Source organism: Pseudodesulfovibrio portus (assembly GCF_026000375.1).
Taxonomy (GTDB): domain Bacteria; phylum Desulfobacterota; class Desulfovibrionia; order Desulfovibrionales; family Desulfovibrionaceae; genus Pseudodesulfovibrio; species Pseudodesulfovibrio portus.
Genome location: NZ_AP026708.1, coordinates 2,330,001 through 2,355,047, shown reverse-complemented (window position 1 = coordinate 2,355,047; position 25,047 = coordinate 2,330,001). Strand labels below are relative to the sequence as shown.

The following is a 25,047-nucleotide window of genomic DNA, read 5'->3' as shown; positions in this document are numbered from 1 at the left end:
TGATATATACAGGCAACAGTGCAGTCAGGCTATTGGGCAGCCTTGATTTTATCCAGTACCTTGCCTTCCATGCTTTCCAGCTTGGCCGGAACAGGCGGATACCACTTGATGTTGTCGATGGTCGCCTGGGGGAAGGAGCGGGCAAAGTTGGCGGCAACGGCTTCGTCGGTGTACTTCAATGCGCCGTTGGAAGCGGTGGCGTACTTTTCCTGGGAGGAGAAGTAACCGGCATTTTCCGGCTTCATGATGAAGTTGATCCACTTGTAGGCGGCGTCGACGTTCTTGGCCTTGGCCGGAATGGCGAAGGTGTCGATCCAACCGAGAGCGCCTTCCTTGGGGGCCTTGAAGTCAATGGCCTTGTTGTCGCCGTAAAGCTTCCATCCGCCGGCATCCCAGGCCATGGCCACGAAGACTTCTTCGGAGCGCATGGATTCGAGCAGGGAGTCGCCGTTGGCCCAGTAGTTCTTCACAACGGGTTTGGCGTCGATCAGGGTCTCGGCGATCTTGTCGAGCATGGCCTGATATTCCTCGGGCTTGTCATACAGCGCGAAGGGGTCGTAACCGAGAGCGAAGCCCATGGCGATCAGGGTCGGCCTCTTCAGGCGGTAACTCACGCGGCCCTTGTACTTGGGGTCGATGAGAGCCTTGAAGGAGTCGACCTCGGCGGCCTTGTCGCTGTTCACGATCAGGCCGGAGGTGCCCCAGCAGAAGGGAACGGCAAAGGACTCGCCGCCCACCAGGGTGTTCTTCTTCACGGCGTTCAGCATGGACGGGATGAACAACGATGCATCAATCTTGGAATAGTCGACGGCCTGGTACAGCTTGTACTTTTCCTGAACGGAAGAGATACGATCCTGAGAAGGCTGGGCCAGATCAAAACCGGCCCCACGGGTCGCGCGCAGCTTGGCGATCATCTCCTCGTTGTTGGAAAAGGTCACTTCGACTTTGATGCCGGTTTCCTTTTCAAAGGTATCGATCAGCTTCTGGGGCGCATACCCCTTCCAGGTCAGCAGTTTCAAGGTTTCGGCATGGACGTTTCCAGCAAACGCAAACACGGCCAGCAACACAAGTACTACAATCTTTTTCATGATCACACTCCCTACAACGGTAAACATACAAAGATTCTTATACCACAGGTCAACATTTGCACGGCGTATGCCCCCGGCAAAACCGACGGACGCACAACCAGAACATCATCAGGCGCCCATGTGTGGATCAATTGCGTGTCGAATCGCACACAGAATCCACCGCATTGGGTTAACCCAATACCCTCTATTTACGCAAGGCAAACAGAGAGTTCATGACGCTACCGTGACAATACCACAAGAAAGGGGCAACGGGACAGACCTATTGATCAACGGATAAAAAAAATATAACCAATAAAACCATGGAAGAAAAAAAGAAGTCACCCCAATACCTTAAGGTCAAACGCCATATATTGGAGCAGCTTCGCATCGGAGCGCTGAAGCCCCATGACAAATTGCCCACGGAGCGGGAGCTGACCGAACTGTTTGCCGTCAACCGAAATACCGCCCGGCATGCTCTGGCAATCCTGGAGCGGGAAGGAAGAATCTACCGCGCCGGTCGCAAGGGGTGGTTCACCAGCGGCCAGAGGCTCGTCTTTGACCCGAGCAAGGAGCATGTGAACTTCGACAGGCAGGCCCGGCAGCAGGGTTTTGAACCGGCCTGGCAGGTAATAGAAAGCGGCCCCGCCATAGCCACCGGGGAACTACAGGAACTGTTCGACGTCAAGGAAGGGACGCCGCTCTTCCAAGTCCATGAGACGGGCAGCCTGGACGGGCAGCCGGTTTATTATTCGGAGTATTTCTTTCTTGCGGAAATCTGCCCCGGCTTCCTGCCCAAGATCATCGACCGACCGATGACCGACGTTCTCAGGGAAGACCACGCCATACACCTGTATCAGAAGTCCCTCCTCATCCGGCCCATCAACATGGCTGAACGAACGGCGGGGCTGCTTGACCTTCCCGCCCATTACCCCGGCGTATTCTTCCGCCGCGTCAAGACCTCCCAGACCGGTCAGGTGGTCGAGGTGGATTTCGAATACTGGCGTGCGGATTCCATCGAATTGCGAAGCGCTTTCGACACCCCCCGCTAGAGACAAGCTTCCCTACAGCACCTGCTCGATCTCCAGGTCCAGCCCTGCGTTCTCCATGGCCAGGGAATCGCCGAGCACGACGATATCGCCGTGTTTCGCGTTGATGCGCACAGCCTCGGCCAGGTCGCGGAAATCCTTGGGCGTGGCGGCCAGGGCCTGGTCGCGCACGGTCTGGAGGTATTCGTCGCTCTGGCCGGTGATGTGGCGCATGAGGGCGGTATAGCCCTTGGCGTCGGGCAGCTGATAGGCGTCCATCTCGCCGATGGCGCCGATGACGGACTTTTCCAGCTCGTCATTGTTGAGGTCGAGGTCGGCGAGGTAGTCGGCCACGTTGTCGAAGGCGGCCACGGTGTCGGCCACGTTGGGATCGCGGTAGGACACGAAGGACAGGGTCCCGGCCACGCGGTCCATGAGGCAGAACGCGCCGTAGGCCCCGCCCTGCACGCGCACCTTTTCCCACAGGTAGCCGGTGCGGATGAGCTTGTTCACGGCCAGGGCCGCGCCGGTGAAGGCGAACCCGTGCTCGGCCACGTTGCACCCCTTGCCCACGTAGTTGACCTGGGCCGGGATGGCGAGACCCTCGCGGGCGGGGAAGGCGGGCACCGTGCGCTTGACCGGCCCGGAGTCGGACTCGGGCAGCCGGTTGATCAGGGAGGCGAGGTCGGACTCCATGGCCGCGAACATGTCCGCGTCCATGGTGGCGTTGAGGATGAGATGATTCCGGCCCAGAAGCAGGGAGCGGATGCGCTCCATGTCCTTGGCCACGGAACGGAAGTCGTCTTCGATGCGTTTTTCCAGATCGCGCAGGAACAGCAGGTTGGTCAGGCCGGACATGGCCTCTTCCATGGCGTTGGCGGCATGGGACCGGGCGCGCAGCCGGGTGGCGACCACCATGTGGCCGGACGGCACCAGGCGCTGCTCGGTCCGGGCGCGGGCCTCGGATACGATCCGCGACAACCGCTCCTTGTTGTCCAGGGTGGCCGAAGTCAGGATTTCGCCCACTATGTCGAGGGTGGCGGCGACCTTGTCGCCCGTGGACTTGGCGCGCACGAACAGGCGCGAGGCCGCTTCATCGGAGCCGAGGACGGGCGCGGCAAACGGCGTGGCCCAGATGCCGCCCGAGGTGCAGGCGATCAACTGGGACAGGTCCACATAATCGCGCTCGGACGTGCCGGACTCCACCAGGGCGCGGCCGAACACGCCCATGTAGGGCAACAGCTCGTCCGGGACGACCGACAGGTCGAAGCCCAGATCGAGATAGGCGATGCCGTTGGTGGGCAGGTCGTGGAACAGCAGGTCGCAACCGGCAACGGCGCGCATCTCCGAGGGGATGACCCTGTTCTCCGCAGGCAGGTCCCCGAGGGCCAAACGCGGGATGGAATTCAGCGCCTCCACCGAATCGGGCTCGCCCTGGAGCCGGTTCAGTTCCTCGGCCTCGGTCATGACCGCCTGGACCTGTTCGGGGGTCATGGCCGCCTTGGCCGAGGCCAGCCGGTCGGTTTCCTCCTTGGCCATGCGCCGGGCCATCTTGTGGTCCGGCTCGAGCAGGACCGTGGTCCGGTGCGGGTTGTGCAGGAACAGACGGGCCAGCAGCTCCTCGAAAATCTTGTCGCCGTTGGCGATCCACGCCTTGATGTTGCCAAGCGGCTGCTCGAACGGCAGGAGCGCCAAAGGATCGCCCTCGGTTTCCCCGTCGTCATAGAGCCAGGTGGACAGGGCCTGGAACATGAGGGACAGGCCGCGCGGGTACGAACCGGTGTTGTTCTCGCGCAGGGAAAACTCCACGGAATTGATGGCGGCCTCGATGTCGCGAGCGTCGATGCCGTTGTCCACCAGCTCCTTGATGGCGTGGAAGATGACGGACTCGGCCTTCACGGCGTTGGCCGGGTGCATGCCCTTGAGGCCCACGGAGAAGAACATCTGGCGCATGTCCGCCTCGAGCCCCACCCCTGCCAGGTCGTCGCCCAGGCCGGAGTCCATGAGCGCCTTCTTGAGCGGCGAGCTGGGCAGGCCGACGAGGATGTGCTCCAGCACGTGCAGGGCGAGATTGAGATTGGCGTCGGCGGTCTCGGCCAGCAGCCAGTTGACCGTGAACATGCCCTTGGCCAGCCGGTCGGATGCCGGGTAGCCCTTGCGCACGGACCGGGCCTCGGTGAACCGCTCCTGGAGCGGCACCCGGGTGGCCGCGACGTCGATGGGCTCGTACTCGGAGAAAACCCTGTCCAGGATTTCCAGCCGCTTGTCCGGGTCGTCGTCGCCGTAGAAATAGGCATACCCGTTGGACGGATGGTAGTGGTCGCGGTGAAAGGCCATGAACTGTTCAAAGGTCAGGTCCGGGATGACCGCCGGGTCGCCGCCCGAGTCGATGCCGTAGGTGGTGTCCGGGAACAGCGACTGCTGGGAGTGCTCGTACAGGAGCGAATCGGGCGAGGAGTACGCGCCCTTCATCTCGTTGAAGACCACGCCCTTGTAAGTCAGGGGCGCGTCCGGCGCTGCCAGCTCGTAGTGCCACCCCTCCTGCTTGAGGGTGTTCTCGGTGAGCCGGGGGTGGAAGACCGCGTCCAGGTAGACGTCCACCAGGTTGTAGAAGTCCTGCACGTTGGCCGAGGCCACGGGATAGCAGGTCTTGTCCGGGAAGGTCAGAGCGTTCAGGAAGGTCTGGAGCGACCCCTTGAGCAGCTCCACGAACGGCTCCTTGACCGGATACCTGTCCGACCCGCAGAGCACCGAGTGTTCCAGGATATGGGCCACGCCCGTGGAGTCCTCGGGCGGCGTGCGGAAGGAGATGCCGAACACCTTGTTCTCGTCGTCGTTGATCATGGACAGGACGCGCGCCCCGGTCTTGTCGTGGCGGTAGATCACTGCCCTGGTGGCCATCTCCGCTATTTCCATTTCCCGTACCTTGGTGAATCCGTGGGTCATTTATTTCCTCATTTATTGTTCGCTTTTGCCGCGCCATACGGCGGAAGAAAACCATACACGACCTCGCTTCCGGGGCAAAGGAGGGATTTTTTCAAAAAAACCCTTGACTCCTCCCGTTGCCTTCCTTAGCTTGTTGAGAACGCGAATCATTCCTAAACTTATAAGTAACACATCAAAACATAAAGGATATTAGTATGAGCTGCGAACACGAACACGAAGAAATTTTCCCGGAATTCGCCAAAATCGGCCAGCCTGTCCCGGAATTCAAACTGGAGGCCTTCGACCCCACCGAGGGCGGCTTCACCGAGGTGGACCTGGGCGCGCTGCGCAAGGAAGGCAAATGGGTCATCCTGTTCTTCTACCCGGCGGACTTCACCTTTGTCTGCCCCACCGAACTGGCCGACCTGGGCAGCAGGTACGAAGCCCTCAAAGGCTTGGGTGCCGAGGTCGTCTCCGTGTCCACGGACACCAAATTCACCCACATGGCCTGGAAGACCGACGAACGGCTCCTGGCCGACGTCAAATACAAGATGGGTGCCGACTCCTCCGGCGAGGTGTCCCGCTTCTTCGACGTCTGGGACTTCGAGACCGGCCTGGCCGACCGCGGCACGTTCATCATCAGCCCCGACGGCGTGCTGGTCTCCAGCGAGATCAATTTCCACAACGTGGGCCGCAACGCGGACGAGCTGTTCCGCAAGATGGAGGCCAACGTCTACCTGCGCGAGCATCCCAACGAGGCCTGCCCGGCCAAATGGACTCCCGGCGAAAAGACCCTGACCCCCAGTGAAAAACTCGTGGGCAACGTCTACGAAGCATTGAACGACTAACGGAGTACGATCTCACACTCTCGTACATCCTGTTGCATAAGCGCCCCTCCCGGACGGTCCGGGAGGGGCGCTCCTTTTTGGTCACGGGCGGTCTGCGGCGGCGGTCATGGTGTTGTGGGGGTCGATGATTTTTCTGGCAGGCTCCAAACCCGCCTTGCGTGTTTGATCGCCTGATTTTTTGGAGAATGCGCGCATTCGCGTTGTACGGCATTCGTTATCCTTACCTTGTGTTCCGCCCCTCGGCGGCCCTATTTTTGGCTGGCGCCCCAAAAATAGGGGAAAAAACGCGCTTTTGCGCCAGCTCGTGATGGCGGGCCCAAGAGCCTGTAGGCGACTTCGCTGCCCGTCTGCAAACTTGCCTGCGGCAAGGTCGACGGGCCGCGCTGTGTCGCCCCCAACAGGCTCTAAGCCCAGCCATCAATTGCCGGTCTTCGTGTGTAGATTTGGAACTGTCGCGGTGAGATCGGCATAGGCGAACACCAGTTTCTTCCATTCCTAATAGAGCATCACCGGAGAGCGAAGCGATCCGGCAGCGGCTCTCGTTCCCGCACACCCTACCGCGCCAAGGACCATTCCACCTAAGCGCACCCTCTATTGTCCCTCGCCCTCCAAGTCCGTGGGACGCTCCAGCCCTTGATCGCGGCCTAGAAGCCGACAGCGAGGGGCGGCGGCTCCCAAAAGGGGATACGGTTGCATCGCCAGGGACATCGGCCTCGTTGGGAGGCAGCGCCTGTCATCCCCCACGGATGGGAGCCGTCCCGAGCGCATCGGATTCTCGCCGCGATCTGGGGGCGGCCAAGCTCGCAAAGCGCACTTTTTGCTTACTTTTTGGTGCGCCAGCCACAAATCCGCAGGACAGCGGATTTGGAGCGCGCCTGAAAGGCGCGACCCCGGAGGGGTGAGGGCCACGGACGGCCCGAATCAAAAAGTCAGCCGCTGTAAAAGCGGAACACAAAGTAAGGATGACGAGTGCCGTAAAACGCGAATGCGCGCACTCTCTAAAAAATCAAGCGATCATACCCGCCAAAGGCGGATATGGAGCCTGCCCCACCAAAAAAACAGCCCCATCACCCTCAATCTAACTGCCAAGCACTCCCAAAACAACCGGCATGGTCACGGCGGACAAAGCGGTCTCAACCGTGATGATCAGCGCCATGACGCGGTGGTCGCCGCCCATCTGGCGGGCCAGGATGAATGCAGACACGGACACGGGGATGGCCGTGTAGATCAGGGCCGCGTCCCGGGCGTACCCGCTCACGCCGAACAGTTGGGCGCAGCCGTAGGCGGCCAGCGGCAGGGCCACCAGATGGGCCAGGGAGGCCAACCCCACGGGCATGGCGCGCTCGCCCAACCCCTCCATGCGCAACCCCGCTCCCACGGCCAGAAGGCCCATGGGCAGGGCCGCCTTGCCCAGGATGACCAGCAGATCGTTGAGCAGGCCGGGCAGGGCCGTGCCCGTGACGTTGAGGAGCATGCCCACGGCGCAGGCCAGGATGAGCGGGTTCTTGACCAGCTCCAGTCCCACCCTGGAAAGGCCGCCGCCGTGCTTGCCGTGCTTGGACAGGACCAGCACGCAGAGCACGTTGACCAGCGGCACCAGGGTCAGCAGGGCCACGGCGGACAGGGTCATCCAGTCCGGGCCGAGCAGGGCCGCCGAGGCGGACAACCCCACGTAGGTGTTGGGCCGGATCGCGCCCTGGAAGACCGAGGTGAAGACCGGTCCGTCCATGCGGAACATGTTTTTTGCGAGCATCAGGAACGCGCCCACCAGGCAGATGGCCGCCGCCAGGGTCAGGGCCAACCCCAGGGCCGAGCCGTCGAAACTGCGGCCCGACATGCCGCTGACCAGCAGGGCCGGGAAGAGCACGTAATAGGTCAGCCGCTCGGACACGGGCCAGAAGTCCCGGCCCGGAAACTCCAACCGGCGCAGCACGAATCCGAGCAGGATGAGCCCGAAGATGGGGATGATGGCGAGGATGACCGGAGACATGGGGAAAAGGTACTCCCACCCCCGACGAAAAGGCAAGAAAAAGGGGCGCTTCCCTTGAAGCGCCCCTTTCAGATCATTAAATTAGGGCACGGTGTCCATGGACGCCCACTTGGGTTCGTGGAGCGGGAGGACGTGATCGGCCAGGGTCTTGGCCTTGACCAGGATGTCGTAGGCCTCGTAGGGGCCGGTGTTGGTGCCCGGCGGGATGACCTCCATCTCCATGGCCCGGACCTCCTTCGGGGGGTCAAGGTTTTCCAGGATGGTGCAGAAGCCGCAGATGAGGACGCTTCCCTTGTCGGTCTCCACCTTCACGGACATGCCGCCCGGGGTGTGGGCCGGGGTGTGGATCATGGTGATGCCGGGAACCACCTCGGTGTCCTGGTTCACGGCCACGATCTGGCCGTTGTCCCTGATGTCGTCCACGTAGTCCTCGAGGTAGCGGAAATCCAGCGGGTGCGGGTTGTAGACGGACTCCAGTTCCTGCTCGTGCACGTATACCTTGGCGTTGACGCACTTGTAGTCGTTCTCGCAATGGTCGTTGTGCAGGTGGGTGTGGATGACGATGTCGATGTCCTCGGGGGTCAGGCCGTACTTGGCCAGCCCTTCCTCGAAGGTGTAGATCTTGCCGCCGATGGCCTTTTCCCGCTCCTCGGATACGATGGGCTGCATCTCGCCGGTGTCCACGAGAATCTTCTTGTCGCCGCCCTCGATGTACCAGGTGTAGATGGGGATGGTGTAAGGCGTGCCGTATCCCTGCTGGTAGGTCATCATGCCCTTGTCGAAAACCTTGGTTCCCATGCAGATGGGATGCACTGTGTATTTCATGGCGTATCCTGTTGTTGACTGTCAGGGGAAACGTAGGAACGGACCCCGGGGAAGTCAAGTGCGGTGAACAAAATCAGGCCTTTCCGCCGGGCGCCAGGGGCAGCAGCAGTGCGGCGGACGCCATGACCGCGCCGAGGACGAGAAAACCGGTATCGAACCGGCCCGCGTCGCCCATCAGGCCCAGAAAGGTGGGCACCAGGCCCATGCCGAGCACGGCGTTGCACGGCCCGATCAGGGCCACGGCCACGCTGCGCTCCGCCGGGTCGAAGGACATGGAGAGCATGGTGAAGGCCGGGGCAAAGAGGATGACGCTGCACACGGGCTCCACCAGGGCCATGGCCACGAGGAACCGCCCCGACGCCAACCCCAGGGCGACCAGGCTGGCGCCGGTCAGGCAGAGGCCGAGCAGGATGGCCAGGCGAGCGCCCCATTTATCCGTTATCCACCCGGCGGCAAACGGCACGAAGCAGGCCGCTATGCGCGAATACGACAGAAGCTGGTTGGCCTCGGGACGGGAGAATCCGTGCGCGTCCACCAGATACAGCGGCAGCATGGAGTACGGCCCCACGTTGGCCCCTATGGCCAGGGAAAAGAACAGGACCAGCAGCCAGAACACGGGCCGCCGCACGATGCGGGCCGCCATGGCCGGCGTCGGCACCAGGCCGGGGAAGTCGCCGCCCCGCCCCGCCTTGAGGAACCAGAGGCCAAGGCATATCTGGACGCCGCCGATCAGAGTCAGGGCTGTCCGCCAGTCGAAAAAGAACAGGGCGGCCTCGGCCAGGAGCGGGGCCGAGACGAATGAAAGATTCGGGGCCAATTCGTGGACGGCCAGGGCCTTGCCCCAGTCCTCCTTGCGCACCAGGGAGGTTATGGCGGCGATGCCGGACGGCAGGTAGAGCCCGGCCCCTACGCCCAGGCCGAACACGGCCGCGATCAGGGTCTGATAACTGTCGGCCAGGGGTGTGATCAGGGCGAGGCCGCCCACGGCAATGGCGGACAGCCCCACTGTGCGGCGGTGATTCCAGGCCCTGGACACGAACCCGCTCAACAGCAGACCGGTGCCGTTGCCCAGGGCGATGGACAGGAAGAGGTACCCTGCCCCGGCGTGGGTGAACCCGAGATCCGCCTGCACCACGGGCATGAGCGGTGCGAGGATCACGCGGGAGATGAAATTGAGGAAAAAGATGGCCGCAACGAGCATCACGGCGGGGAGCGCCGTGGCGAAAGGGGCCGAAGCCGGTGTCCTGTCAGTCCTGCTCATGATGTCAGTAGGCACTACGACGGGGTCAAACTGCGGGCAAGGTAAATTTTGTCAAAGGAGCGTTATTAATATTATACACGGCTTGACCACCTGTTTCTAAGCCGTTAGATATTTCAAATAATGGAGCATACTGCAATCAGGTCCTGAATCAGAAATCATGCTTTTCTAATTCCCGGCACCGGACCGTTGGATGGCAATAAACATTCAATCACGCATTCAAGGAGAACCAGCATGGATGTCGAATTGGCGAAGCCCTTCATCAAAGCGGCTGTTGACGTTTTATCCACCATGGCCTTTATAAAACCGAACGTCGGAAAGCCCTATATCAAGAAAAACAACGTGGCGGCGGGTGACGTCTCCGGCATGGTCGGCATCACCGGCGAGCAGAACGGCAGCGTATCCCTTTCCTTTTCCAAAGGATGTGCGGTGGCCATCGTCAAGAATATGCTGGGCGACGAAATCGACGACATCATGCAGGACGTCAGCGACGCCGTCGGCGAACTGACCAACATGATCTCCGGCCAGGCCCGCGCCGGACTGGCGGAAAAGGGACTCGTGTTCGAAGGCTCCACGCCCACCGTGGTCATGGGGGACGGTCACACCATTTCCCACATCGCCAAAAATCCGATCATGGCAATCCCCTTCACCACTCCGGACGGGGAGTTCACCATCGAATTTTGTTTCGAATAGGAAGCTGCTTTTAACGCATGGAGAAACCATGGCAATGCTTGACGATTTTCGCAACAAGGAATTCCTCGACCAGATAACGATCCTGAACGAGATATCCGGAAGCAAGGACCCTGAAGCCCTGCCGGGGTTGATGGCCCTGCTCAAGGAGCCGGTCGGGGACACCTCCATAGACTACATGGTGGTCAACGCCCTCAATGCCGTCCTGTCCAACAACGAAGACATCGTCATCCAGGGGCTGACCGACGACCACGAGGGCTTCAACATCCTGTGCATCCGCGTGGCCGGCGAATACGCTCTCAAAAACGCGGTGCCTTCCCTCGCCTCCATGACCGAAAAGGAACAGGACCCCGACCGGCTCATGGAGATCATAACCTCCCTGGCCCGCATCGCCGATCCACAGGCCCTGCCCGTATTCAGGAAATTCCTGGACCACGAGGACGCCTTCATCCAGTCCGCCTGCATCGAGGCCCTGGGCAAACTTTCGGACACCGAATCCATCGGCCGGTTCAAGGCCATGATCGAAGAGAGCGAGGCTCCGGACCGCTTCGAGGTCTGCGACATCACCACCTGGAAGGCCGTCGACACCCTGGCCGGGTTCCGCTCGGACGACACCATCGGCTTCCTGGTGGCGAAACTCCACCACAAGAACCCCACGGTCAGGCGCATCATCACCGACGCCCTGGTGTCCATCGGCACGCAATGCGTCCCCATGCTGCTGGGATCCTTTGAAACGGGCAACACGGACGACAAGATCCTGACCGCCAACGTGCTCGGCTTCATCGGCCACCGTTCCGGCGCGGACGGGCTGGTGGCCGCCCTGGACAAGGGGCTGGCCGCGAACGAGAACGTCCGTTACGCCGTGTACGAGGCCCTGGGCCGCATCGGCACCATGAAGGGCATCATCTGCCTGGTGGACGGGCTGTCCGAGACCGAGGAGCTGATTCTCATGGCCGTCATCGGCGGGCTGGGGAATCACGTCAATCCCGGCATGATCGCCACCCTGACCAAGCTCATTGCCGAGGGCGACGACCAGTCCGCAAGACTGGTCAAGGCCATCATCGCCTCCAAGGCCACCGCCATATTCGACGCCCTGTATGAGAACCCGGAGGCCGGGGACGCCCTGATCGAAGTCCTGGCCAAATCCAAGGACCCGCATATCCTGGAAGAATTCCGCGCAGTCCTGGTCGATATCGACGACGAGCGCAGCAAGCGCGACCTCAAGCGGTTGCCCCAGGTCTCCACCGGCTCGCGCAAGGCCCTGGCCGCGGACGACTCCCGGTCCATGTGCGCCATGCACCGGGCCATCCTCACGGACCTCGGCTTCGAGCCCTTCATCGCCGTCAACGGCGAGGAGGCCTACGATTTCATCGAAGAGGGCGAGGAGTTCGAGGTCATCGTCACGGACATGAACATGCCCGTCATGGACGGCATGGAATTGGTGGCCAAGATCCGGAGCACTCCGGGCATGGAAGACACCCCCATCATCATGGTCACCACCGAGTCCGAGATGTCCCAACAGGACCTGGCTTCCAAGGCGGGCGTCACCGCTTTCATCACCAAGCCCTTCAAGCCGGACGAACTCAAGATGAAAATCAACGAGATTACTCGCTGACAAAAGGGCCCCGCAAGGGGCCTTTTTCTTTGGCCGGTCCTGCGGGAGGATTTCGCTGACGCCGCTTTCCGGGGCTAGGGCTCGACGTTCTCTTTCAGGAAATCGACGACCATCGCGGATATCTCGCGGGAATAGAGCATCCAGACATGGGCCATGGGGGAACATATCTTTTCCTGCCAACCCTCCCGGCCCGTCCTGAGCATGGACAGGGGGAAGACGTAATCGTCGGTCAGGGTAAAGATGCCCAGGCGCGGGCAATGCGGGTCGGGCATGCGGTCAACCGCCCGGGAGATGTGGCGGCCCGGGATGAGATCGCGGGCCATGCGGTTGCCGCCGAGCCGGGCCAGGTCGCTGCCGTGGTGGGGGGACCCCAGGGTGATCAGCCCCTTGATGCGGTCCCGGTACTGCGGGTTCCCAGCCACACAACGGGAGACCAGGCCGCCCAGGCTGTGGCCCATGAGAACGACCCCGGCGTCGCGGCCGCCGGGCAGGGAGTCCAGCTTGCGCAGCAGGCCGTGCACGGCGGGTTCGAAGTCGCGGGTAAAGCTGTTGTACTGGTAGGTGTGCAGGTTGGTGTACCCGGCTTTCCTCAACCGCCGCTTCATGATCAGCCAGGCGGTCCGGTTGTGGTACAACCCGTGGACCATGACCACCGGCACCCCGGGCGTGTCCGGATCGTCCTCGGGCAGGAGCAGGAACAGGGAGCTTGCCAGGGCCACCGCGTCGGCCAGCATGGCCGTGACCACCCCGCGCAGGACCGGAAGGAACAGGGGCCCGGCCTTTTCCCGTATCTCCCCGAGCTCCCCGGCCAAATGGTTGGACAGGAAAAAGGCCGTGTAGCGGAGAACGGCCAGCACGAAGACGGCCCAGAAGAACAGGCTGAGGATGAAAAACAGCATGATCGCACCATGACGACAGGGGAGGCCGGTGTCAACCCGCGCCCCAAAAGGGACCGGTTGCCCTCGCTCACGGCCCGGTGTATGCCCATGCGAACCCGCAAAAGGAGATCCGCCGTGGCAAAAACCACCCTGTGCCTGGACATCGGCAGCGGCACCCAGGACGTGCTGCTCTACTCGCCCGACATGACCCTGGAGAACTGCCCCAAGTTCGTGCTCCCCTCCCCGGCCCTGCAGATCGGCAAGCGCATCGAGGCGCTGCGCATGCAGGGGAAGAATATCTGGCTGCACGGCAGCAACATGGGCGGCGGCGTCACCCGCTTCATCCGCGCACACCAGAAGGCGGGGCTGACCGTGGCCTCCTCCGAGGGGGCGGCCTACACCATGGCCGACGACCTGGCCAACGTCACCGAATCGGGCATCGAGCTGACCGATAACTGTCCGGACGGGTTCACCCCGGTCCGACTCACGGACTTCGACGAGGAATGGTGGCGCAATTTCCTCGACGCCGCAGAGCTCCCCTGGCCCGACGCCATCGCGGGCTGCGCCCAGGACCACGGGTTCCACCCCGGCAAGTCCAACCGCATCGGTCGGTTCAATCTCTGGAAATCCCTGCTCGAAGAGGGCGGGGGGCGGCCCGAGTCCCTGGTCTACGACACCCCGCCCGACACGCTGACCCGGCTGGCCGACCTGCAGCGGGACATGGGCGGCGGCGTGGTGGCCGACACCGGGGCCGCCGCCGTGCTCGGCGCGCTCTTCGTGGACGAGATCGAGCGGCACAGCCATGAGACCGGCGTCACCCTGGTCAACATCGGCAACTCCCACCTGATCGCTTTCCTGCTCTACAAGGGCCGCATCTACGGCGTATACGAACAGCACACCGGCTGCGTGGACGGGGCCAAGCTCTGGGCGGACCTGGAAAACTTCCGTTGCGGCTGTCTGTCCTTCGAGCAGGTCTTCGAGGAGCGCGGCCACGGCTGTCTCTGTCTCGACCTGCCAAAGGAGGCGGAGGGGTTCCGCCCCACCTACGTACTCGGCCCCCAGCGGGCCATGCTCGAAGGGTACGACGTGTCCTACCCGGCCCCGGGCGGGGACATGATGCTGGCAGGCTGTTTCGGCCTGATCAAGGGCGTGGCCATGCGGGGCTGACCTCACCGATTTTCGTGACCCGTTGACGCGGACCGGCCCATACGTCTACTACATATGGTCATGAAACCCCATTGCCCGCTCGTCCCCGTCGTCCTCGTCCTCCTGCTCCTGGCAGGCCCTGCCCATGCCCGCACCCTGTACGTCAACGGGACCGGCTCTCCCGGCGACGGCTCCTCCTGGGCGTCCGCGCTGACGAATCTCACCGACGCCCTGGACCAGGCGGCCCCCGGCGACCAGATCTGGGTTGCCCGCGGCGTCTACCTGCCCACCGCGACCGCAGACCGCACGGCCACCTTCCGGCTGCGCCAGGGCGTGGAGGTCTACGGCGGCTTCTCCGGCGTTGAAACCGAACTGAAAAAACGGGACGTCGAGCAGCACCCGACCGTCCTGTCCGGCGACATCGGCGTGCCGGGCGTGCCGGACGACAACGTCTACCACGTGGTCACGGCCACCCAGTCCGGCGTGCTGGACGGCTTCACCGTTTCCGGCGGATACAGCGCGAACGCGGGCTGGACCGGCCGCAGCACACTCACCGCAGCCGAGGTGGCCTCCGGCTACCATCACGGCATGGGCGCGGGCATGCTCATCTTCCAGGCCGCGCCCGAGGTGCGCCACTGCGTGTTCCAGGACAACCACGCGCTGATCGGCGGCGGCGTCTACGTCATGACCTCCCCGGCCGACGCGCCCACGGCACCGGCAGCTGCCTCGCCCCGATTCACGGACTGCGTGTTCTGGCAGAACTCGGCCCTGGGCAACGGCGGCGGCACGGCCAACTGCCTGCGCACGGCCCCGATCTATGTTTCCTGCGTGTTCGACTCCAACGTGGCCGACATCCGTGGCGGCGGCATGTTCAACGACTTCGGTGCCGCCCCCCGGCTCCTGAACACCCTTCTGCGCAACAACGAGGCTGAGTCCGGCGGCGGCATGGCCAACGACGGCGGGGCCCGACCCGTGCTCTTCTACTCCACCCTGACCGGCAACCGGGCACTCAAATCCGGCCCGGCCATCCACCAGTCCGGCGGCCCGGCCAACGTCACCGTGCTGCTCAAGACCATTGTCTGGGACAACCTCTGCGAATGCCCGGACACCCGGTTTTCTTCCGCCCCGCCGTCCGAGATCCGCGTCCGGGATTCCGTGATCCAGGGCGGGTATGCGGGCAAATCCGTGTTCCGGGCCAACCCCGGCCTGGACCGCCGGTCCGAGACCCTGCTCAACACCGGCTACAAGACCGACGGCCACCGCTTCCGCGGGACCAAGCTCCCCCACCGGCTCAAGGACGTTGCCCGCCACGAAGAGGCCGGGAGCCTGCCCGATTTCGATCCGGCCTACGTGGCCACGGTGGACCCCCGGATGCTGACCGCGCCCGTCACGCCCCCGGCTCCGGAGCCCGCCGCACCTCCGGCGGTCGAGACCGTCGCCTCACCTGCACCCCGACCGGAAGCCGCCCCCGCACAGGCTGCGGCCCCGATGGCGGAGCCGATCCCAGCTCCCGCGCCCGAACCCGCTCAAAGGGCCAAGCCCGAGCCTGCGGCACCGCCCGCCTCCCCCGCACCAAACGCAATCGAGCCGGAACCCGAGGCCGTGGCCGTGGTTGCCCCCGAAACCTTGGCGGCCGTACCCGTGGAGCCCGAGCCCCAAGTCACCCGGCCCGCACCGCCAGCGCCCCCTGCCGTCGAGCCGCAGAGCGCGGACCAGACCGTGAAAGACATGGACATGGACGGCAACGGCTGCCTGACCATCAACGAGGTGGACGGGCCGCTGCAGCAACATTTCTGGCGCGTGGACGGCAACGGCGACGGCTGCCTCTCCCGGGCCGAACTTGACCAGGCCGACGCCATGGGCGGGAAACGGCCCCGGCAGCCCGTTGCCCGACCCGCACCGCCCGCACAGGCTGCCAAACCCAAGGCTCCCGCACCCGTGGCCATGGCTCCCGCGCCCCGCGCCGCCACCCCGGCCCCGCAGCCGAAGCAGATTGTTGCCCCTGCCGCTTCCCCGGACGGCTACACCCTGTTCGCGCCCGTGGGCGGCAGGGAGACCTATCTCATCGACAGGGAAGGCAACGAGATCAAAAAATGGACCGGCACGGACCGGTCGAGCGGTGCCGCGTACCTCCTGGCCAACGGCAACCTGCTGCGCTGCGTGTCCCCGGACAAGGGCGAGCTGAAGACGCCGTTCGACGCGCCGGGCGTCAGGGGCGGCATCGTTCAGGAGGTCTCACCGCGCGGCCAGGTGGTCTGGGAATACGCATACGTGAACAAGGACGTCCGCCAGCACAGCGACATCGCCCCCATGCCCAACGGCAACGTCCTGCTCCTGGCCTGGGAGCTCAAGACCGGTTCCGACCTGGCTGCGGCGGGCGGGTCCGTGCGCAACCATCCCGACGGGCAGGTCTGGGCCGAACACATCGTGGAGGTCCGCAAGGCCGGACCGCGCTCGGGCGTCGTGGTCTGGCAGTGGCACTCCTGGGACCACCTGGTACAGGACACGGACAGGAACGCGCCCAACTACGCCAGCCCGTCCCGGCTGCCCCGCCGCATCGACCTCAACCACAACCCGCAGCGCACCCCCGACTGGCACCACGCCGAATCCATCGACTACAACCCGGTGGCCGACCAGATCGTGGTCAGTGTGCGCAACGCGAACGAAATCTGGATCATCGACCACTCCACCTCCTCGGCCCAGGCGGCCTCAAGCGAAGGCGGCGTCATGCATCGCGGCGGGGACCTGCTCTTCCGATGGGGCAATCCAGCCACCTGGGGCGGCACGGGCAGGCAAACCCTGTCCGATCCCCACAACGCCGTCTGGATTACCGGCAAGAGGCCGGGAGATGCCACCATCCTGCTGTCCAACACCGGCAACACCGCCCCGGCGGTCATGGAGATCAAGCCCGCCTACTACTTCAAATCCACGCAGCTCGAAGCGAAACAGGTCTGGGAATACGCCGACCGGAACCGCACCGACCGATCCGCCGAACACGGCTCCGGCGCGCAGCGGCTCGAAAACGGCAACACCCTCATCTGCGACGGGACCGGCTCGCGCATGTTCGAGGTGGACGGGAAGGGCCGAACCGTCTGGGAATACAGCCACAAAGGCGACGGCCGTCTTACGCGGGCCACGCGCCTCGCGGCCGACCATCCCGGCATACGCAGGCTCCTGCGCTGAAACCGCCGCCCCCGGGGAGCTAATGTTTTGTAAAATACGCATTGCCCCACTAGGCACACCCCGCACCGCATGTTATGATCCACGACGTAACCCGGACAAAACCCGACGGAAGCAAGACATGGCCACCGACACGGTCCCGGTCGCCATGTTTCACTCTATGGGAAAGAAGGAAACCTCTTTACGCGAAACAGGCGGGGAAGGCACCGGCACCCTGCTGAAAACGATTTTCTAGGAGCATCCCATGGGCAAAGCAATCAAGACCCTACTCATCATTGTGGGCGTTCTCATCGTCCTGTTCGTCGCAGCCGCCGCCATCCTGGTGGCTACGGTGGACCCCAACGACTACAAGGAACAGATCGCCCAGGCCGTGAAGGACAATACGGGCCGCGAGCTCACTTTTGAAGGCGACATCGGCTTCAATTTCTTCCCCTGGCTGGGGCTGCGCGTCGGCTCCATGGCGCTGGGCAACGCAAAGGGATTCGCCCCCGATGAAATGCTCCGCATCACCAAGGCCCAGGCGTCCATCCAGATCATGCCGCTCCTGACCGGCGAGGTGAAGGTCGGCATGGTGGTGCTCGACGGGCTGACCGCCAACCTAGCAAAGAACAGGAAAGGCGTGACCAACTGGGACGACCTGGCAAAGCCTGCCGAGCCCGAGGAAACGAACAGGGCCTCCAGGCTGGTAGACAAAAAGGACGCCGAGGGAGGCAAGCAGCTCGAAGCTCTTTCCGTTGAAGGCGTGGAGATTACCAACGCCAACATCCTCTACGACGATCAGCAGGCCGGGAAAAAGACCACGATCAACAACCTGAATCTCATTGTCGGCGAGATCGGCAGCGGCGAACGGTTCCCGTTCGAGCTGTCCTTGGACCTCAAACTCGACGATCCCAAGATAGACACCCGACCGACCCTGACCGGGTTCGGCACCCTGGACCAGGACGCCGGGACCTTCGACATCGACGAACTGAAGCTCGCCGCCCTGAACCTGGAACTGACCGGCAAGCTGTTCGCCAGGTTCAAGGAAGCGGTCAGCTACTCAGGCGAACTCGCCCTGGCCGAGATGTCCGTGAAACAGCTCATGCGGGAGATCGGCATGGAGCCGCTCCAGACCGCCGACCCCGAGGCGCTTGAGGCTGTGTCCGCCGACATCAAACTGAACGGCACGGACACCTCAGTGGCCCTGGAAAAGATGACCGTCATGCTCGACGCCACCACCATCGAGGCCGAGGGCTCGGTGACGAACTTCGACAAGCCCGCAATCCGGTTGACCCTCAACGTGGACGACATCGACGCGGACCGCTACATGCCGCCCAAGGCGGAAGGCGAATCCGGCCAAACCGAAGAGCAGCCCGCAGAGCCCGCCGCGCAGGAACCGGCGCAGGAGCCGGACCTGAGCGCGCTCAAGGAGCTCGACCTCGGGGCCAAGCTGACCGTGGGCAGGCTCAAGGTCATGAACCTGATCATCACCGAGATACTGGCCGAACTGACCGCCGGGAACGGCGTGCTGGCGGCCAAGCCCGTCTCCCTCAAGCTCTATGACGGCGTCTACGAGGCCGAGGGCAAGCTGGACGCCAATCCCAGGCTGGCCACATGGTCCGAAAAGGGCCAGCTCAAGGGCGTCCAGGCCGGTCCCCTGCTCAAGGACCTGACCGGCAAGGCCCACCTGGAGGGCGCGGGCGTGGTCAACTACGACCTGCACGGCTTCGGCCTGACCCCCGACAATATCAAGCGCTCAATCACCGGCACCGCGTCCTTCTCCTTCATGGACGGGGCCGTCAACGGCGTGAACGTGGCCAAGATGATCCGCGACGGCTGGAACAAGCTCAAGGGCAAGCCCGCCGGACCGGACGAGCCGCAAAAGACCGACTTCGCCGAACTGCTCGGCTCGGCCACCCTGCGCGAGGGACACATCGTCAACAAGGACCTGCTCATGAAGTCCCCCCTGCTCCGCCTCACCGGCGAGGGCTGGGCCAACCTGCCCGGCAACAACACGGATTACCTGGCCACGGCCACCGTGGTCGGCACCCTCAAGGGCCAGGACGGCGAATCCATGGACGAGTTGAAAGGGCTTCCCCTGCCCGTTCGCATCAAGGGCGACCTGAACCAGCCCGACATCAGCCTGGACCTGGCCGCCATGGCCAAGGCCCTGTTCGGCGATTCCATCAAGAAGGGCACCAAGGCCATCGAGGACTCCCTGAGAAAGACGATTCTCGGCGGCGAATCCAAGACCACGGACACCAAGTCCGGGACCACGACCGACACCAAGAAGGACACCAAGTCCACCAACCCGATCAAGAAGCTCTTCCAGTAGCTATCCGTACCGCAACAAAAAAGGCCGTCATGACGACGGCCTTTTTTTATGGGCGGTATGAACGGGCGTGCTATTTCCGCCCGGCCACGCAGAGCATGGCCGCATTGTCCGGCACCGACCGGGTCTCGACGGCCGAGAAACCGGCAGCTTCCAGCAACCCGGCGACCGTCCCGGCGGCCATGGGCCGGAAGATATCCATGTCGAGCGGCATGGAGTCCATCTTGGACTTGTCCACAAAGGCCAGCACCACCCGGCCCCCCGGCTTGAGCACCGAGTGAATGCGCGAGCAGGTGGCGGCGGGGTCGGGCCAGAAGTAGATGGTGTTGGCCGAGCAGACCGTATCAAAGGCGGACTGCGCATACGACGCCGCATCGAAGTCGCCGTGCGTCAGGACGACGCGCCCGGCCTCGATGTGATGCCGGTTCCGCTTGCGGGCCACGTCCATCATGGCGTCGGAGAAATCAATGCCCTCGACCCTGCCGCCGCCCACGGCGTCGGCAACGGATTTGATGACGCTGCCGCAGCCGAACCCGATCTCGAGAACGGCCTGGCCCGGCTGTGGGGCCATGACCTCGAGCATCAGGGTGTTCAGCGGCTGGTTGCCCTTGTCGAAAATGACGCGCGACACGAAGCGTCCGAACAGTCCTGAAGGCCGGCGGGCCTGTCGGGAAAAGAAACGCTTCCACATGGCGGGCTCCTAGAACCGCAGCGACAGGCAGGTCAGGCCGCCGTCGAGTTTCCTGAATTCGGACATGTCCAGGACCACGGTCTCGACGCCGGTGGCCCGGACCTTGGCAAGGGTATTGGGGAACCCGTCAGGAACGATGACCGTGCCGTTGATATACAGGCAGTTGCGCGCGTAGGCCTCGTCGTCCTCGACAACGATGCGGTCAAAACCGGCCAGCTGCTCCATGTCGTCGCAGCAGGGCGAGACCAGGATGGTGTTGTTGCCGATGAAGTTGACGTCGGTCTTGAAGTGCAGGCTCGGGCAGCAGGCGATGACCACGGTCTCGTACCCGTGCGGCGAAACGGCATCGGCCAGGGCCTGGGCACCCATCTCGTTGGTCCGATCGGACAGCCCGACATAGAAGGTCTTCTCCACCAGCAGCACGTCCCCGCCCTCGATGAGCGCGGGCGGCTCGATGACGACCAGCTCCCGGTACTTGGCCAGCTCGGGGGCGATGGTCTTCTGCTCCCCCTGCCGGGACGGTGCGCCCAGCGGCGTCAGCACGGCCACCTCGGGGCAGACGACGGCGGTGTCCTCCACGAAACAGCAGTCCGGATACCCCGGCTCGGCGTCCAGCACCGTGACCGCAAGGCCCAGGTCGCGCAACGTCTGCACGTAGGCGTCGTGTTGCCTGAGGGCCAGCTCGAAATCCGGTTTGCCGAGATTCTGGGAAGTGATGCCGTCGACCACCTCGGGCCCGGGGCGGCGGGTTATGGCTTTGGTGAACATGGTGGTTTGACTCCTTGTTGTGCTCGTCAGTTGGATGAAGAGTGTCGCTTGCAGCCGATCGCGTCAAGAGTGTTTTTCCTGTTGACTCACTCCATAACCATTGACACCAACGGGAGTATACGGTTTTCGCCTTTACTCGAAACGTTTGTTTAAGATACTGCATACAGATAAGGAAACATAACCACCCGTCAACCATGAAGCAGATATCCGACACCCTAGGCATCATTTATCGCCCGGCGACATCCGAAGCCGATTACAAGAGGATTCATGCATTGAATCACCGAATCTTCTCGGATGAGATCGGGCAGCATGCCCCCGCCGAATCCGGGCTGCTCATCGACAAGTTTCACGATAAGAACCACTACATTGTCGCGGAAAGAGAGGGTGAGATCATCGGCATGATCTGCGCCCATTGGCGCCCCCCGTACTCTGTGGCGGACAAATACCCCGGGATTCTTTCCCACCTCAAGGAATCCGTGTTCCCAGCCGAGGTGCGACTGCTCGCGATCATCCCCGAGTACAGGCACACGACAGTTGCCTGGCGGCTCATGCGGCATCTGTCGCAAGCATTGCTGGAAAGGGGAGTGGACACAATAGTCATCTCCGGGATCGAAGAGCAAAAAGCGACATATGAAAAGATCGGATTCAAGGCCGTCGCCCCCGCTGTACGATGCGGCGAGGCCTTTTATTACCCGATGATCATGACAAAAGACGACTTCCTGCGCGGCAGGACGCGCCTTCCTTCATGACACAGTATTATGACCAAGAAAACAGAACCAGGCTATTCCACTCCCACGACCATGCGTGACACATTTTTCGCCGGCACAAAAACACGACTGAGCTTTTCCCCCTCTGCGCCCAGGCTCTTTCCGCGCGCCCAAGAGTCGCTGGCATGGGGCCCCGTAACGCACCGCTCCCCCGCATTTGAAGCATTGTGCGGCCAAACCCTGTCCCGTCTGGGCCAACTGCTCGGATCAACGCATCTGCTCCCTGCCGTGACGGCTGGGAGCGGCACCCTTGCCAATGACTTGATGCTCTCGTTCATGACGACGGAATGTCGCTGCCCGCTCGTATTGAGCAATGGTGAATTTGGCCGACGTCTCCATCTGCAATGCAAAAGGCACTTCGTGAAATGCCATCTGCTTGATGTGGGATGGGGCGGAGCGCTCACCCGGGACAACGTCCGTGCGGCGATAGAGAAACATGCACCCGACGGCCTGCTCTTCACAGCCGTCGAGACAAGCACCGGAATGGTCAACCCTCTCGAGGAACTGGCGGCCTTGGCTGAAGAACTGCATTTGGTCGTCGGCATCGACTCTGTCAGCGCGTTGGGAAATGTTCACCACGAGTACTCCCGGCAATCCATTTCCTGCGTTTCCTCCACGAGCGGTAAAGCCCTGGCCGCCCTGGCCGGTGTTGCCATCGTCTTCATGCGGGACAAGAGACACACCGGAAGCATGAACGAATCGCAGCCGGTGTCGCTCGACGCGATCGACCTGCTCCAGGGACAGCAATCACCCGGTAAAGTGCGCAACACCTTGTCGTCAACATTGCTCGCAACGCTTCATGAGTCTCTGGAACACATGTTCTCCAACGGACTGGAATCGCACTTCACGCACAATCAACTGCTGAAGAAAGCCGTTCTCCGGCACGCTCAAGAAGCGGGCTTTGAGATATTCTCCGGCGGAGACTCCCCTTGCGTGACGACGCTCAAGATACCATCAGGCTGCGACTGGCAGGGAATGATGTCTCAATTGGAGGATGCGGGTTTCGAGATTTACCACAACACTCCGTATCTGGCTGATGAAAACGTCTTCCAGGTCGCCACCTTCGGGGATTTCACAGTAGACGACGTCAAAGCTCTCTTCAGCGCCCTCGCCTGCGGGTAAGGGCGCGGAGCCAAACGCCTCGGACGTAATCAATGATTGCTTCGCCGCCCCGCCTCTCCCCCGGTCGTGTGTGGCATCCAGACGCAAAAAAGCCCTTCAGCTTATGCTGAAGGGCTTTTGAAATATTCCTTGGCACCGACCTACTTTCCCACACGCTACCATGCAGTATCATCGGCGATGGAGGGCTTAACTACCGGGTTCGGAATGGGACCGGGTGTACCCCCTCCTCCTTGGGCACCAAGAAAAAGTGTTGAGTTTTTACTCAAATATTTAAGTAAATAGGGGAAGAGAGAATTCCTTTTTATTGTAGAATAAGTCGCACGATCTATTAGTACTGGTCAGCTGAACAGCTCACACTGCTTACACCTCCAGCCTATCAACCTCGTAGTCTTCGAGGGATCTTTAGGGACCGAAGTCCAGGGAGAATTTATCTTGAGGCGGGCTTCCCGCTTAGATGCTTTCAGCGGTTATCCTTACCGAACTTAGCTACCCTGCAATGCCACTGGCGTGACAACAGGAACACCATAGGTTCGTCCACCCCGGTCCTCTCGTACTAGGGGCAGACCCTCTTCAATTCTCCTACGCCCACGGAGGATAGGGACCAAACTGTCTCACGACGTTTTAAACCCAGCTCGCGTACCACTTTAAACGGCGAACAGCCGTACCCTTGGGACCTGCTTCAGCCCCAGGATGTGATGAGCCGACATCGAGGTGCCAAACCGCGTCGTCGATGTGAACTCTTGGACGCGATCAGCCTGTTATCCCCGGCGTACCTTTTATCCTATGAGCGATGGCCCTTCCATTCGGAACCACCGGATCACTAAGACCAACTTTCGTTCCTGCTCGAGATGTCTCTCTCACAGTCAAGCTCCCTTATGCCTTTGCACTCAACGGCTGGTTTCCAATCAGCCTGAGGGAACCTTTGCAAGCCTCCGTTACATTTTAGGAGGCGACCGCCCCAGTCAAACTACCCACCAGACACTGTCTCCAAACCGGATTACGGTATTGGATTAGATACCTAAGTATTCAAGGGTGGTATTTCAAGGGTGACTCCACGCATACTGGCGTACACGCTTCAAAGTCTCCCACCTATCCTACACATGAATAATCAAATACCAATGTCAAGCTGCAGTAAAGGTGCACAGGGTCTTTCCGTCCTTCCGCGGGTACCCGGCATTTTCACCGGGAATTCAATTTCACTGAGTCTCTGGTTGAGACAGTGGGGGGATCGTTACGCCATTCGTGCAGGTCGGAACTTACCCGACAAGGAATTTCGCTACCTTAGGACCGTTATAGTTACGGCCGCCGTTTACCGGGGCTTCGATTTAGAGCTTCGACCGAAGTCTAACCCCACCTCTTAACCTTCCGGCACCGGGCAGGCGTCAGTCCCTATACATCGTCTTACGACTTAGCAGAGACCTATGTTTTTAGTAAACAGTCGCCCCCCCCGATTCGCTGCGTCTCAAAACCGCTCATATAGTTAAATATTCACAGTCTCGAGCACCCCTTCTTGCGAACTTACGGGGTCATTTTGCCGAGTTCCTTAACCAGAGTTCTCTCAAGCGCCTTGGTCTACTCGACCCACCTACCTGTGTTGGTTTGCGGTACGGTTTGCACATGCTAAACTTAGAAGCTTTTCTTGGCAGCATGGAATTAACGGCTTACGTCAGTTTAATGACTCGGCATCACGTCTCAGGCATATAGATTGGCGGATTTGCCTGCCAATCAACCCTACACGCTTGCACCGGGATATCCAACACCCGGACCGTCTATCCTCCTGCGTCCCTCCTTCGCACACATGTACAAGTACAGGAATATTAACCTGTTTCCCATCGACTACGCATTTCTGCCTCGCCTTAGGGGCCGACTTACCCTGGGAAGATTAACTTTACCCAGGAAACCTTAGGTTTACGGCGAATAAGTTTCTCACTTATTTTATCG

General features: G+C 61.9%; 17 protein-coding genes and 2 rRNA genes (1 of these 19 cut by a window edge). 9 read left to right on the top strand and 10 right to left on the bottom strand.

Translation table 11 applies throughout. From position 1 onward, the window contains the following. Positions 1–29 precede the first annotated feature (29 nt). On the bottom strand, positions 30–1,088 hold the full coding sequence (locus tag OO730_RS11325) for an extracellular solute-binding protein (RefSeq protein WP_264981574.1): 1,059 nt from the start codon (positions 1,086–1,088) through the stop codon (positions 30–32). 299 nt (positions 1,089–1,387) lie between these two features. Here OO730_RS11325 and OO730_RS11320 point away from each other — a divergent pair, with 299 nt between their 5' ends. After that, a complete protein-coding gene (locus OO730_RS11320) occupies positions 1,388–2,116 on the top strand; it encodes a UTRA domain-containing protein (RefSeq protein ID WP_264981573.1) in 729 nt (242 codons plus the stop codon). Between the two features lie 12 nt (positions 2,117–2,128). On the opposite strand, the gene OO730_RS11315 is transcribed toward OO730_RS11320, so the two are convergent. Continuing rightward, a complete protein-coding gene (locus tag OO730_RS11315) occupies positions 2,129–5,038 on the bottom strand; it encodes an insulinase family protein (RefSeq protein WP_264981572.1) in 2,910 nt (969 codons plus the stop codon). A gap of 194 nt (positions 5,039–5,232) precedes the next feature. Between OO730_RS11315 and OO730_RS11310 the strand changes: the two genes are divergently transcribed. Next, positions 5,233–5,865, top strand: a complete 633-nt coding sequence (locus OO730_RS11310) for a peroxiredoxin (protein ID WP_264981571.1) — start codon at positions 5,233–5,235, stop codon at positions 5,863–5,865. A 1,078-nt stretch (positions 5,866–6,943) separates the two neighbouring features. Here OO730_RS11310 and OO730_RS11305 read toward each other — a convergent pair. The 3 genes from OO730_RS11305 to OO730_RS11295 form a co-directional block, all read right to left on the bottom strand. Next, on the bottom strand, positions 6,944–7,855 hold the full coding sequence (locus OO730_RS11305) for an AEC family transporter (protein WP_264981570.1): 912 nt from the start codon (positions 7,853–7,855) through the stop codon (positions 6,944–6,946). Between the two features lie 81 nt (positions 7,856–7,936). Next, positions 7,937–8,680 carry an N-acyl homoserine lactonase family protein gene (locus OO730_RS11300; protein WP_264981569.1) on the bottom strand — a complete coding sequence of 248 codons (744 nt, stop codon included), beginning with the start codon at positions 8,678–8,680 and terminating at the stop codon, positions 7,937–7,939. Between the two features lie 73 nt (positions 8,681–8,753). Beyond that, entirely contained in the window at positions 8,754–9,941 is a 1,188-nt protein-coding gene (locus OO730_RS11295) for an MFS transporter (protein WP_264981568.1), read from the bottom strand. Between the two features lie 231 nt (positions 9,942–10,172). Between OO730_RS11295 and OO730_RS11290 the strand changes: the two genes are divergently transcribed. Together OO730_RS11290 and OO730_RS11285 are read left to right on the top strand one after the other, a co-directional pair. Then, positions 10,173–10,631 (top strand): chemotaxis protein CheX, encoded by a 459-nt coding sequence (locus OO730_RS11290; protein WP_264981567.1) that lies wholly within the window; start codon positions 10,173–10,175, stop codon positions 10,629–10,631. A 28-nt stretch (positions 10,632–10,659) separates the two neighbouring features. Further along, the gene (locus OO730_RS11285) at positions 10,660–12,243 is read left to right on the top strand and encodes a response regulator (protein ID WP_264981566.1); all 1,584 of its coding nucleotides are present in this window, start codon (positions 10,660–10,662) and stop codon (positions 12,241–12,243) included. A 74-nt stretch (positions 12,244–12,317) separates the two neighbouring features. On the opposite strand, the gene OO730_RS11280 is transcribed toward OO730_RS11285, so the two are convergent. Continuing rightward, the gene (locus OO730_RS11280; protein WP_264981565.1) at positions 12,318–13,142 is read right to left on the bottom strand and encodes an esterase/lipase family protein; all 825 of its coding nucleotides are present in this window, start codon (positions 13,140–13,142) and stop codon (positions 12,318–12,320) included. 114 nt (positions 13,143–13,256) lie between these two features. Between OO730_RS11280 and OO730_RS11275 the strand changes: the two genes are divergently transcribed. The 3 genes from OO730_RS11275 (at position 13,257) to OO730_RS11265 (ending at position 19,761) form a co-directional block, all read left to right on the top strand. Beyond that, positions 13,257–14,288, top strand: coding sequence for a DUF1786 domain-containing protein (locus OO730_RS11275; protein ID WP_264981564.1), 1,032 nt, complete (start codon positions 13,257–13,259; stop codon positions 14,286–14,288). A 54-nt stretch (positions 14,289–14,342) separates the two neighbouring features. Beyond that, entirely contained in the window at positions 14,343–17,450 is a 3,108-nt protein-coding gene (locus OO730_RS11270; protein ID WP_264981563.1) for an aryl-sulfate sulfotransferase, read from the top strand. 241 nt (positions 17,451–17,691) lie between these two features. Then, positions 17,692–19,761 (top strand): AsmA family protein, encoded by a 2,070-nt coding sequence (locus OO730_RS11265; RefSeq protein ID WP_264981562.1) that lies wholly within the window; start codon positions 17,692–17,694, stop codon positions 19,759–19,761. A 70-nt stretch (positions 19,762–19,831) separates the two neighbouring features. Here the strand turns inward: OO730_RS11265 and OO730_RS11260 are convergent, their stop codons facing one another. Together OO730_RS11260 and OO730_RS11255 are read right to left on the bottom strand one after the other, a co-directional pair. Continuing rightward, positions 19,832–20,449 (bottom strand): class I SAM-dependent methyltransferase, encoded by a 618-nt coding sequence (locus tag OO730_RS11260; RefSeq protein ID WP_264981561.1) that lies wholly within the window; start codon positions 20,447–20,449, stop codon positions 19,832–19,834. 9 nt (positions 20,450–20,458) lie between these two features. Next, on the bottom strand, positions 20,459–21,217 hold the full coding sequence (locus OO730_RS11255) for a dimethylarginine dimethylaminohydrolase family protein (protein WP_264981560.1): 759 nt from the start codon (positions 21,215–21,217) through the stop codon (positions 20,459–20,461). A 194-nt stretch (positions 21,218–21,411) separates the two neighbouring features. Here OO730_RS11255 and OO730_RS11250 point away from each other — a divergent pair, with 194 nt between their 5' ends. Both OO730_RS11250 and OO730_RS11245 read left to right on the top strand, forming a co-directional pair. Further along, positions 21,412–21,966 (top strand): GNAT family N-acetyltransferase, encoded by a 555-nt coding sequence (locus OO730_RS11250; protein WP_264981559.1) that lies wholly within the window; start codon positions 21,412–21,414, stop codon positions 21,964–21,966. 9 nt (positions 21,967–21,975) lie between these two features. Beyond that, positions 21,976–23,106 (top strand): aminotransferase class V-fold PLP-dependent enzyme, encoded by a 1,131-nt coding sequence (locus tag OO730_RS11245; RefSeq protein WP_264981558.1) that lies wholly within the window; start codon positions 21,976–21,978, stop codon positions 23,104–23,106. A 127-nt stretch (positions 23,107–23,233) separates the two neighbouring features. Here OO730_RS11245 and rrf read toward each other — a convergent pair. After that, positions 23,234–23,348 (bottom strand): 5S ribosomal RNA (rrf, locus tag OO730_RS11240). A 65-nt stretch (positions 23,349–23,413) separates the two neighbouring features. Beyond that, positions 23,414–25,047 (bottom strand): 23S ribosomal RNA (locus OO730_RS11235) (it continues 1,305 nt past the right edge of the window).